The organism is Ursidibacter arcticus (assembly GCF_009761375.1).
GTDB lineage: Bacteria > Pseudomonadota > Gammaproteobacteria > Enterobacterales > Pasteurellaceae > Ursidibacter > Ursidibacter arcticus.
Genome location: NZ_LEKM01000194.1, coordinates 1 through 10,987, shown reverse-complemented (window position 1 = coordinate 10,987; position 10,987 = coordinate 1). Strand labels below are relative to the sequence as shown.

Sequence of the window (10,987 nt, the reverse complement as noted above, 5' to 3'; positions counted from 1 at the left end):
TTTGGAATAACGCCCTAAAGATAAGCCTTATATATTCTTTTGAAATAGCAAGATGATAATTATTATCAACAATCTTGTGTTTTTAGATCTTTAAGTTATATCTGAAATAATTCTGTTCTTTCTCTATAAAATAAATTTAGCGATAGTGTAATTAGAACACTTTTATTTATTATGAGTTGAATGAAACATTATAAGGGGGAAAAATGGGGTTATTTTCCACAAGAAAAACCTTACCTGCATTTAGGTTAAGTTTAGGGATCACATCTTTTTGGATTATTTCAATGGTTATTCTACCATTTATTATGTTATTTCTAACAACAATACAATTAGAATGGCAGAGTATTTGGGAAACAGTTACGAATAAAAGGGTTATTTATTCTATTTTATTATCTTTTAAACTCGCATTTATTTCAGCTCTCATTAACATCATTTTCGGCACAATTACTGCTTGGGTGTTAGTGCGATATGAATTTAAAGGAAAAAATATTCTTAATGCTTTAATTGATTTACCTTTTGCTTTACCAACAGCAGTAGCAGGAATTGTTCTTGCTACGCTATATGCACCTAATGGATTATTTGGGCAGTTTTTTCATCAATTTGATATAAAAATTGCCTTCACACCAGTGGGTATTCTCATTGCATTAATTTTTGTGAGTTTTCCTTTTACAGTGAGAGCTATTCAACCTGTATTAAAAGATCTTGATCCATCTTTAGAAGAAGCAGCTTCAATCTTAGGTGCTAGTAAATTTACCATTTTATATAAAGTTATTTTACCTACTTTATATCCAGCTATTATTAGTGGAGCAGGAATGGGGTTTGCTAGAGCATTAAGTGAGTATGGTTCAGTTATTTTTATTGCCGGTAATATTCCCCTTGTATCTGAAATTACGCCGCTGATTATTATGTCTAAATTAGATATTTATGATATTCAAGGTGCATCTGCTATTGCTTTTTTAATGTTGTTACTCTCATTTTTAGTATTGTTAGCGATTAACTTCATTGAAGGTTATTTTAGCCGTCATATTACAAAATAATAAGCAAAGGAGAATAAAATGAATACTATAAATCGATCTAATCATTATTTGGCTAAATATCTATTGATTTCTATTACAGTTGTTTTCTTAACAATATTATTGATTATTCCATTAGGTGCAATTTTTTATGAAGCACTAAAATCTGGTTGGGATAATTTTTCCAATGCACTGTATCAAACAGAAGCGATAAATGCGATTAAATTAACGTTAATTGTTGCTATTATTTCTCTACCATTAAATTTATTTTTTGGTGTAATGATGGCGTGGCTATTAGCTAATTTTGAATTTAAAGGAAAAAAGATCATACTTACCTTTATTGATTTACCTTTAACAGTTTCTCCTGTTGTTGCAGGATTAATGTTAATTTTACTGTTTGGCATTGATGGGCTATTTGGTGATGTGCTTGATGCGCTTAATTTAGAAATTATATTTGCATTACCTGGAATTATTATTGCGACTTTATTTGTTACCTTCCCGATTGTGGTGAAATCATTATTACCCGCAATGAAAAATTTAGGTAATAGCGAAGAACAAGTCGCATTAACTTTAGGGGCTAATTTTTGGCATATTCTATTTAAAGTAACATTGCCTAAAATAAAATGGCCGCTTTTATACGGCATTATTTTAGCAAATGCTCGAACAATCGGAGAATTTGGGGCTGTTAGTGTCGTTTCAGGTCATATTCGTAATCAAACAAATACTATTCCACTTCACGTAGAGATTTTATATAACGAATATCAATTTACAGCCGCTTTTGCCTGTGCCAGTTTACTTGCTTTAATTGCTATTTCAACATTGTTATTACAAAACTTAATTGAATATATGCAGAAACAAAAACATAAGAATATTCAACCGCAAAGTGATTATATAAATGAAGGAGTTTAAGATGTCTGTTGTTATTGAAAACTTAAATAAACATTTTGGAAAATATCAAGCCCTACATAACATCAATTTATCATTAGAAAAAGGCGAGTTAATCTCTTTATTAGGCCCTAGTGGTTGTGGAAAAACATCATTACTGCGGATAATTGCTGGTTTAGATACCAGCGATACGGGAAAGATCTTTTTCTCTGGCAAAGATGTTACTCATTTGAATGCGGCTGAACGAAAAGTTGGATTTGTATTTCAGCACTACGCACTCTTTCGCCATATGACCATTTTTGACAATGTCGCCTTTGGGTTGAATGTACAGCCCCGTAGTAAGCGGTTAAATAAGCAAGAAATTTTGCAACGGGTGATGGAATTATTAAAACTAGTTAAGTTAGAACACCTAGCTCATTCCTTCCCTGATCAACTCTCAGGCGGGCAAAGACAGCGAGTTGCTCTTGCACGAGCATTAGCTGTTAAGCCAGAAGTGTTATTGTTAGATGAACCTTTTGGTGCTTTAGATGCACAAGTGCGTAAAACCTTACGTCGTTGGCTGAAAACGTTACATAAAGAGCTAAATATTACTTCGATTTTCGTTACTCACGATCAGGAAGAAGCATTAGAAGTCTCCGACCGAATTGTTGTTATCAATCACGGCAAAATAGAGCAAGTGGATATTCCACAGAATATTTATTATGCACCGCAAACTGAATTTGTCAGCGGGTTTGTCGGTGATACCAATAAATTCCAAGGGTATGTTGAAGAAAATAACTTAGTGGTGGGGGAGTTTGCTCATAAATTAGCGGATCATTCCAGTGAGAAAGCGAATAGTGGAAATATCACTGCCTATGTAAGACCTTATGAACTTACATTATCACGTTCAGCTGAAAATGCGTTAGCGAAAGGGAAAATTAGTCATATTCACTCTATCGGTTTTTTAACTCGTATTGAAATTCATAGCGAACAATCTGAAGATCCGATTGAAGTGCTTTTAACTAAAGATGCTTTTCAACGTGGTAATTATCAGATTAACGAAGAAGTCTTTTTAATTCCTGATAATTTAAGTTTATTCCAACATTTGAATGTGTAACCAACAGCATATTGGAAAAGAGTGAAAAAATGCCGTTGATTCAATGAAATTTCTTATAAAATCACATACTTAATAAGAGCGATTATCAATACATTGAAATGGTTTGATCTGTTTTTTGAGGTAGATCACAAAACTACTTTTTTTATGTTAATAAATTGTAAAAAGTGGTTATAAACCATAAGAAATAATGGCAAAATACCTACAAATTTCAGTTGATGTATTTATATTCCCAAGGAGGAAATTGTGCAAACTATCAATGTTGATGTTGCCATTGTGGGCGCTGGTGGTGGCGGTTTACGAGCTGCAATTGCAGCTGCGGAAGCGAATCCAAATCTAAAAATAGCTTTAATTTCAAAAGTTTATCCAATGCGTAGCCATACTGTTGCGGCAGAAGGAGGAGCGGCTGCGGTAGTCAAAGAAACTGACTCTTATGATAAACACTTCCACGATACCGTAGGTGGTGGCGACTGGTTATGCGAACAAGATGTAGTAGAGTACTTCGTAGAGCATTCTCCAGTTGAAATGACTCAACTTGAGCGTTGGGGTTGTCCTTGGAGTCGTAAAGAAGACGGTGATGTAAACGTACGCCGTTTCGGTGGTATGAAAATCGAACGTACTTGGTTTGCAGCCGATAAAACAGGTTTCCACTTATTACATACCCTTTTCCAAACTTCAATTAAATACCCGCAGATTATTCGTTTTGATGAGCATTTTGTGGTAGATATTTTAGTTGATGATGGTCACGCTCGTGGCTGTGTTGCAATGAATATGATGGAAGGAACTTTCGTACAAATCAATGCAAACGCAGTTGTCATTGCCACCGGTGGTGGTTGCCGAGCATATCGTTTCAATACCAATGGCGGTATTGTAACGGGTGATGGTTTATCAATGGCTTATCGCCACGGTGTGCCATTGCGTGATATGGAATTTGTACAGTATCACCCAACAGGCCTACCAAACACAGGTATTTTGATGACAGAAGGTTGCCGTGGTGAAGGCGGTATCTTAGTGAATAAAGATGGTTATCGTTATTTACAAGATTACGGTTTAGGGCCAGAAACACCAATCGGTAAGCCAGAAAATAAATATATGGAATTAGGTCCGCGTGACAAAGTTTCGCAAGCATTCTGGCAAGAATGGCGTAAAGGTAATACATTAAAAACAGCAAAAGGTGTTGATGTTGTACATTTAGACCTACGTCATTTAGGCGAAAAATACTTACACGAACGTTTACCATTTATTTGTGAATTAGCAAAAGCTTATGAGGGCGTAGATCCAGCTAAAGCTCCAATCCCTGTTCGTCCAGTTGTTCACTATACAATGGGTGGTATTGAAGTTGATCAACAAGCAGAAACCTGCATTAAAGGCTTATTTGCGGTGGGTGAGTGTGCATCATCAGGCTTGCACGGAGCAAACCGTTTAGGTTCAAACTCATTAGCTGAATTAGTCGTGTTCGGTAAAGTTGCAGGTGAGATGGCAGCTCAACGTGCAGTGGAAGCTAGCCCACGCAATCAAGCAGTCATTGATGCACAAGCTCAAGACGTGTTAGAGCGTGTTTATGCATTAGCTCGTCAAGAAGGCGAAGAATCTTGGTCACAAATTCGTAATGAAATGGGTGATTCAATGGAAGAAGGCTGTGGTATTTATCGTACACAAGAGAGTATGGAAAAAACAGTCGCTAAAATTGCAGAGTTAAAAGAACGTTATAAACGTATTAAAGTAAAAGACACTTCAAGTGTATTTAATACTGATTTACTCTATAAAATTGAGTTGGGATACATTCTTGATGTTGCTCAATCTATTTCATCATCAGCAGTTGAACGTAAAGAATCTCGTGGTGCTCACCAACGTTTAGACTATGTAGAACGTGATGATGTAAATTACTTAAAACACACTCAAGCATTCTACAATGCAGATGGTGCACCAACGATCAAATATAGCGATGTGAAAATTACCAAATCACAACCTGCAAAACGTGTGTATGGTGCGGAAGCAGAAGCACAAGAAAAAGCGGCAGCAAACAAGGAGTAACAGAAGATGACTAACCAAAGTAAAATGACAGTCGAAGTGCTTCGTTATAACCCTGAACAAGATAACGAACCATTCTTAGCCAAATATGAAGTACCTTACGATAGCCAAACTTCATTACTTGATGCACTTGGCTATATTAAAGATGAATTAGAGCCAGAGCTATCTTATCGTTGGTCTTGCCGTATGGCGATCTGTGGCTCTTGCGGTATGATGGTAAATGGCAAGCCAAAATTAGCTTGTAAGACATTCTTACGTGATTATAGTGGTTATATGCGAATTGAACCGCTTGCAAACTTCCCGATTGAACGTGATTTAGTGGTTGATTTAAGCCACTTTATTGAAAGTCTGGAATCTATCAAGCCATATATCATTGATAATAAAGCACCAGAGTTAGATGGCAAACCACACCCATCAGCAGAATTAGCGAAAAGTCGTACAAAACAAACTCCAGCACAGTTGGAGAAATATCGTACATTCTCAATGTGTATTAACTGTGGTTTATGCTATGCAGCTTGTCCACAATTTGGTCTAAACCCTGAATTTGTTGGTCCTGCCGCACTAACTCTTGCTCACCGTTATAATTTAGATAACCGTGATAATGGTAAAGCGGAACGTATGAAAATTCTAAACGGCAAAAATGGTGTTTGGAGTTGTACTTTCGTGGGTTACTGTTCAGAAGTTTGTCCAAAACACGTTGGACCAGCATCTGCCGTAAACCAAGGCAAGATTGAAAGTGCGAAAGACTATGTATTTGCAATGTTAAAACCGCAGAAGTAAGGAGAGTAAGATGACAACAACAGCCAGTAAACGCAAAAAATATGTGCGTGAAATTAAACCAACGTGGTGGAAAAAGTTAGATTTTTACAAATTCTATGTTTTGCGTGAAAGTACGTCAGTACCAACCGTTTGGTTCTGCTTAGTTTTACTCTACGGATTAGTTTCTTTAGGTAAAGGCACTTTTGCAACTGATTTCGTAGGCTTTTTACAAAACCCAGTGGTAGTTATTCTAAATATTATTACCTTAGGGGCGGTATTATTAAATAGCTTTACTTTCTTTGGTATGGCACCACAAATGATGAACGTGATTGTGAAAAATGAACGCATCAATGTTACCTTAGTTTCTCGAGCTTTTTGGGGAATAACCGCATTTGTGAGCTTACTTGCTTTAATTTTAGTATAAGGGGAATAAAATGGATAAACTTAACCCAAAACGTTCGAATGAACCAGCAGTATGGTTATTATTCGGTGCTGGTGGTGCAATTAGTGCGATCTTTTTCCCTGTGTTAGTGCTAATTCTCGGTTTTTTATTACCGTTTGGGATTATCACACCAGATAATATTATTGCATTTGCCCATACTTGGATCGGAAAATTAGCCATCTTAGCATTTCTAATCTTCCCAATGTGGTGTGGTATGCACCGTATCCATTTAGGATTACACGATTTTAAAGTACACGTTCCTGCTGGTGCTTGGATTTTCTACGGATTATCAGCCCTTTATAGCGTGCTTGTATTCTTTGCTGTAATCAATTTATAGTTTTTGATTAAATAAGAATTTAAGGCTATTCTTTTCATAAAGGATAGCCTTTTTTATTTTCTGGAACTTTAATTTTAACTATATGTCCTATGCTCGGCTCTAGGCTTTTCCTAGTATAAACATTATTTATTTTTATAAGGATTCTTCAATGAAATCATTAAAATCGTTAGTTGCACTTGGTATTGCGATCGCTGTTTCTTCTACTACATTTGCGGAAACAACCAATCCTATGACAGCAATTAAAGAGAGTGCAACCAACCAAGCGGTAACATCAGCGAAAGATTCTGCAAAATCAGCGGTAACAGAAAAAACTTCAGCAGTAAAACAGAGTGCTGAAACAAAAGTAGCTAACGCAAAAGAAGCGGTAACTTCTACTAAAAATAGTGTCAAAAAGGCAGCTAAAGTGAACATTAATACTGCTGATGAGAAAACATTACAAACATTAGATGGAATTGGTGAAGCTAAAGCCAAAGCGATTGTTGAATACCGTAAACAAAACGGAAAAATCAAAAATATGGCTGAGCTATCAAAAGTATCAGGAATTGGTGAAAGTACTTTAGAAAAATTAAACGGATTTATTCGTTTCTGATTTATTGGGTGTAATGGAAATATCTTTAATGATTTTATCCATTACACCCAATAATTACTTTCACACAGTGTTATTAGCAACCATTTCCATTACACCTAATAAAATTATAGCTTATCTTCAATCAATTTCACCAACGCTTGAATATGATCGGCATTTGCATTAAGCGCAGGAATGTAGCGATAGCTTTCGCCACCTGCGTTTTCAAAGTTTTCACGATTTTCTTCTGCGATTTCTTCTAAGGTTTCAAGGCAATCAGCCGAAAAACCTGCACAAATTACCGCAACTTTTTTCACATTTTGGCTTGGGAAATTTACTAAGGTTTCATCAGTGTAGGGTTGTAGCCACTCTTCATCGCCGAAACGAGATTGAAACGATAAAAACCACTGTTTTTCGGTTAAACCCAGTTTTTCTGCCACGAGTTTGGCGGTTTCTCGGCAATGTGATGCGTAAAAATCCCCTTCGGTTTCATAACGTTTGGGAATACCGTGAAAAGAGAACAACAGTAATTCATCATCAGCTAATTCAATGCTATTTGCTAAGGCTTGAATATAGTGGGGGTTGTTGTGGTAGCTATGAATAAACTCAAAAGGCACAACCTTTTTATGTGAAGTCAAGGCATTGGCAAACGCATCAAACACTGAAGCAGTGGTAGTTGAGCTATATTGTGGGTAAAGGGGTAACACAATAATTTTCTCCACGCCTTGAGCAATTAGGCTATCTACCGCACTTTGCATACTTGGATTACCGTAGCTCATTCCCAGTTCCATCACGATATTTTTGCCTTTTACATCAAAATATTTCTGAATAATGTGCTGTTGCTGACGAGAAATTGCCAATAGGGGGGAGCCGTTTTCCGTCCAAATAGATTGATAGGCGTGAGCCACTTTAGGCGAGCGTTTTGGCAACACCATAAAGTTTAAAATGGGCAACCATTTCCAACGGGGTAAATCAATTACACGCGGGTCGCTTAAAAACTGTTTTAAATAGCGTTTTACCGCAGGGGCAGTAGGTTCATCTGGCGTACCTAAGTTGGCAAGTAATACACCAATTTTGCTTGAGTTCATTAACATTCTCCAAAAGAATAAGATAGCCTAGTGTAGCAAGCAAATTCCACCAGAAAAAGCCCCCTTTAGCTATTGCAAAAATTTAATTAAAACAGACCGCTTGCGAAACTGTGAGTGTAGTATAAATATTACCCCCATATAACCATATTATTTTTTCACCAAAAATAACACTGCGTCAATGTAGCGTTGTACAAATTCAGACGTTGAACGGGAATCTGAGAAACCATCTAAATTTAACTGATATTGCTCATTCACATAAAAAGCTGGCACGCCACGCACATTAAACTCTTTAAGCGCTTGAGCTTGTTTATTCACTAAGCCACTCACTGCAAAGCTGTTAATACCGCCATCAAACTGTTCAGCAGTAATACCATTTGCTAAGAAAATAGCACGAATGTCCTCCATTGATTTAATGCTATCTTGCTGTGCTGCTTCAAATAATGGAGTTTTTACCTTATCTTCCACGCCAAGTGCCATTGCCAATGCCCACGCTCTTGTTAGGCTTTCTGACTGACGACCTAAGAAATCAACGTGATATTGTTTAAATACCACATCTTTATCTAATCCAGCCTTAATGGTAGATGGAATTTTATACTGAAATTCAAAATCGTAGCAGTGCGGACAATAAAATGAGAAAAACTCTAACACTTCTTTCTGTGCAGATGGTGTTTCTTTAACTTGAATATACTCTTTATTTGCCACTGGAGCAGACGTATTTGCGTTAGCATTTAAAGTAAAAAGTGCAGAAAGTGCAACAAATGCCGTTTTTAAAACTAATTTTTTCATAAATAACCTTAATAAAATATCACGAGTAAATGGAGTTGAGTTGGACAATATTACTCACTTAAAATTCCGCGAGCTTTTAATAATGCGGTTTTAAAATCATCTTCATAATCTTTTTTAAGCCCAGGGATCACTTCTGATTTATCTTTACCACGCATTTTAAGCTGATAAATGAGTACTTCATCTCGCAACGCATCTAAATTGTTTGACTCACCTACTTCTTCAGCAATCTTGTGGAGTAGATCCAATAGGTGTAAATCTGGCTCTTTACGCCAATGTTCGCCTAATAATTCAAGGACTTCTTCTAAACGTTTACATTTCATCTTAAAACCTTAAAAAAATGTGGAAAAATTGGGGGAAATCATATACTTTTCATCACTATTTTGCAAAAAAAGGACGACAAATGGCAGAAATAAATAATATAACAGCAGTTATTCTTTCTGGGGGGCTTGCTCGCCGTTTTAATGGCGTAGAAAAAGGTTTGCAACACTTTGCTGGCAAAGCCTTAATTTCCCATATTATTGAGCGTCTTGAACCCCAAACTTGCAAAATTTTCTTGAATATAAACCGCTTGCACCACGAATATGCTCAAAAATACCCGAACATTCCTCACTATTCCGATAAATTAAACAATTTCCAAGGTCCATTGAGTGGAATGTTGTCGGGCTTTGAGCAGATTGAAAGTGAATACTTGCTATTTGTACCTTGTGATAGCCCTTTTGTACCGCATAATTTATGCCAAAAGCTCGCCACTGCATTACGCATTAACCAAGCACAAATTGCTTACGCTCACGATGGAGAACGAGCTCACCCTACATTTTGCCTGATACATCGTTCTATTTTACCCAGCCTAATAAGTTATCTCGCTTGTGGTGAACGTAGAGTATTGCAATTTTTCCACTCACAGCGTTATGTCGCTGTTGATTTTTCTGAGCAGCCAGAGTCATTCCAAAATTTTAATTGTGCTGAAGAGTTAGCAAGCGGTCAGATTTCCCCTCATTTTTGCAAAACGCCTATTTTGGCAATCACAGGGTATAGCGGTACAGGGAAAACTACGTTGCTGGAAAAGCTGATCCCACATCTTTCAGAAAAGGGGTTGAAAGTCGGGTTAATTAAACATTCCCATCATAATGTTGATATTGATAAAGCAGGAAAAGATAGCTATCGCTTACGCCAAGCCGGAGCAAATCCAACAATGATTGCTTGTGAGCAACGTTGGGCGTTAATGACAGAAACACAAACAATGGCATCTTTTGAAACCTTAGTTGCACAGTTTGCAGATAAGGGGCTTGATCTGATTTTGGTGGAAGGATTCAAACACGAGCAATTACCTAAAATCCAATTACATCGTAAAACCATAGAAAAACCACTACCTGAAATGGACGATTTCACCATTGCCACCGCTACTGATTACCCAATAGAACGAGATAATCTATTGGATATCAATAATGTAGAACAGATTGCTAGATTTATTAGCGATTATTTGAGCCATAAATAGCAAAAATGTACCAAGAAATTAAACTGTAGAGCAAGCTTTAGGGGTGTAATGGACAAGAGTGCGGGATCCTCCATTATATTTTAAGCTAGATAAAGCACTTCTTAATCCTTTATGTTTATAAGGAAAATAAGCTGTAATAGACAACACCACCTATTACACCACCTCAATGAATAAACGCAAAAAACCGCAAGCTATCCCTAACTTGCGGTTTCCTTTTCATAATACCCTGATGGTGCCCTACTCTCACATGGCGAATCACCACACTACCATCGGCGTTACTGCGTTTCACTTCTGAGTTCGGTATGGAGTCAGGTGGGACCACAGCACTACGTCCATCAGGAAAATCCTGTTTTATCTATCTTATCTCTTAGCTATCTCTAGCCTCGTTCTTTTCATTCTTTCTTCAAAATCATAAACAAGCTGTTACCTGAGCATTCTCTTCATTTCTCGTCTCTGAGCTTCTTAGCCTTCACTCTCAACCCAAAACACTTTAGGT

At 36.9% G+C, this 10,987-nt stretch carries 12 protein-coding genes and 1 rRNA gene; 9 read left to right on the top strand and 4 right to left on the bottom strand.

All coding sequences use genetic code 11. The features are described from left to right. Positions 1 to 203: 203 nt before the first annotated feature. From cysT to A1D25_RS08740, 8 genes are all read left to right on the top strand, one after another. Complete coding sequence (gene cysT / locus A1D25_RS08775) at positions 204 to 1,034, top strand: sulfate ABC transporter permease subunit CysT (RefSeq protein WP_157395310.1); 831 nt, start codon at positions 204 to 206, stop codon at positions 1,032 to 1,034. Between the two features lie 18 nt (positions 1,035 to 1,052). Further along, on the top strand, positions 1,053 to 1,919 hold the full coding sequence (cysW, locus tag A1D25_RS08770) for a sulfate ABC transporter permease subunit CysW (RefSeq protein WP_157395309.1): 867 nt from the start codon (positions 1,053 to 1,055) through the stop codon (positions 1,917 to 1,919). A gap of 1 nt (position 1,920) precedes the next feature. Further along, on the top strand, positions 1,921 to 2,991 hold the full coding sequence (locus A1D25_RS11300) for a sulfate/molybdate ABC transporter ATP-binding protein (protein ID WP_157395308.1): 1,071 nt from the start codon (positions 1,921 to 1,923) through the stop codon (positions 2,989 to 2,991). Positions 2,992 to 3,234: 243 nt separating this feature from the next. After that, positions 3,235 to 5,022 carry a fumarate reductase (quinol) flavoprotein subunit gene (frdA, locus tag A1D25_RS08760; protein ID WP_157395307.1) on the top strand — a complete coding sequence of 596 codons (1,788 nt, stop codon included), beginning with the start codon at positions 3,235 to 3,237 and terminating at the stop codon, positions 5,020 to 5,022. Positions 5,023 to 5,028: 6 nt separating this feature from the next. Further along, complete coding sequence (locus A1D25_RS08755) at positions 5,029 to 5,799, top strand: succinate dehydrogenase/fumarate reductase iron-sulfur subunit (RefSeq protein WP_157395306.1); 771 nt, start codon at positions 5,029 to 5,031, stop codon at positions 5,797 to 5,799. A gap of 10 nt (positions 5,800 to 5,809) precedes the next feature. After that, positions 5,810 to 6,202, top strand: a complete 393-nt coding sequence (gene frdC / locus A1D25_RS08750; protein ID WP_157395305.1) for a fumarate reductase subunit FrdC — start codon at positions 5,810 to 5,812, stop codon at positions 6,200 to 6,202. Positions 6,203 to 6,212: 10 nt separating this feature from the next. After that, a complete protein-coding gene (gene frdD, locus A1D25_RS08745) occupies positions 6,213 to 6,557 on the top strand; it encodes a fumarate reductase subunit FrdD (protein ID WP_157395304.1) in 345 nt (114 codons plus the stop codon). Positions 6,558 to 6,705: 148 nt separating this feature from the next. Then, positions 6,706 to 7,146 carry a ComEA family DNA-binding protein gene (locus tag A1D25_RS08740; protein WP_157395303.1) on the top strand — a complete coding sequence of 147 codons (441 nt, stop codon included), beginning with the start codon at positions 6,706 to 6,708 and terminating at the stop codon, positions 7,144 to 7,146. A gap of 104 nt (positions 7,147 to 7,250) precedes the next feature. On the opposite strand, the gene hemH is transcribed toward A1D25_RS08740, so the two are convergent. The 3 genes from hemH to A1D25_RS08725 all read right to left on the bottom strand — a co-directional run bounded on the left by hemH (position 7,251) and on the right by A1D25_RS08725 (position 9,316). Then, positions 7,251 to 8,210, bottom strand: a complete 960-nt coding sequence (gene hemH / locus A1D25_RS08735) for a ferrochelatase (RefSeq protein WP_157395302.1) — start codon at positions 8,208 to 8,210, stop codon at positions 7,251 to 7,253. Positions 8,211 to 8,357: 147 nt separating this feature from the next. Beyond that, entirely contained in the window at positions 8,358 to 8,996 is a 639-nt protein-coding gene (gene dsbA / locus A1D25_RS08730; protein ID WP_157395301.1) for a thiol:disulfide interchange protein DsbA, read from the bottom strand. A 50-nt stretch (positions 8,997 to 9,046) separates the two neighbouring features. Next, complete coding sequence (locus A1D25_RS08725) at positions 9,047 to 9,316, bottom strand: DUF1040 family protein (protein ID WP_157395300.1); 270 nt, start codon at positions 9,314 to 9,316, stop codon at positions 9,047 to 9,049. 80 nt (positions 9,317 to 9,396) lie between these two features. On the opposite strand from A1D25_RS08725, the gene mobA reads away from it, so the two are divergent. Next, positions 9,397 to 10,491: a molybdenum cofactor guanylyltransferase MobA gene (gene mobA, locus A1D25_RS08720; RefSeq protein ID WP_157395299.1), complete on the top strand. Its 1,095-nt coding sequence runs from the start codon at positions 9,397 to 9,399 to the stop codon at positions 10,489 to 10,491. 224 nt (positions 10,492 to 10,715) lie between these two features. Here the strand turns inward: mobA and rrf are convergent. Beyond that, positions 10,716 to 10,831 (bottom strand): 5S ribosomal RNA (gene rrf / locus A1D25_RS08715). Between the last annotated feature and the right edge of the window lie 156 nt (positions 10,832 to 10,987).

Excerpts from the sequence above, each read along its gene's own strand:
- cysT (WP_157395310.1), top strand. The coding sequence starts at position 204 with ATGGGGTTATTTTCCACAAGAAAAACCTTACCTGCATTTAGGTTAAGT.
- cysW (WP_157395309.1), top strand. The coding sequence starts at position 1,053 with ATGAATACTATAAATCGATCTAATCATTATTTGGCTAAATATCTATTG.
- A1D25_RS11300 (WP_157395308.1), top strand. The coding sequence starts at position 1,921 with ATGTCTGTTGTTATTGAAAACTTAAATAAACATTTTGGAAAATATCAA.
- A1D25_RS08755 (WP_157395306.1), top strand. The coding sequence starts at position 5,029 with ATGACTAACCAAAGTAAAATGACAGTCGAAGTGCTTCGTTATAACCCT.
- frdC (WP_157395305.1), top strand. The coding sequence starts at position 5,810 with ATGACAACAACAGCCAGTAAACGCAAAAAATATGTGCGTGAAATTAAA.
- frdD (WP_157395304.1), top strand. The coding sequence starts at position 6,213 with ATGGATAAACTTAACCCAAAACGTTCGAATGAACCAGCAGTATGGTTA.
- A1D25_RS08740 (WP_157395303.1), top strand. The coding sequence starts at position 6,706 with ATGAAATCATTAAAATCGTTAGTTGCACTTGGTATTGCGATCGCTGTT.
- hemH (WP_157395302.1), bottom strand. The coding sequence starts at position 8,210 with ATGAACTCAAGCAAAATTGGTGTATTACTTGCCAACTTAGGTACGCCA.
- dsbA (WP_157395301.1), bottom strand. The coding sequence starts at position 8,996 with ATGAAAAAATTAGTTTTAAAAACGGCATTTGTTGCACTTTCTGCACTT.
- A1D25_RS08725 (WP_157395300.1), bottom strand. The coding sequence starts at position 9,316 with ATGAAATGTAAACGTTTAGAAGAAGTCCTTGAATTATTAGGCGAACAT.
- mobA (WP_157395299.1), top strand. The coding sequence starts at position 9,397 with ATGGCAGAAATAAATAATATAACAGCAGTTATTCTTTCTGGGGGGCTT.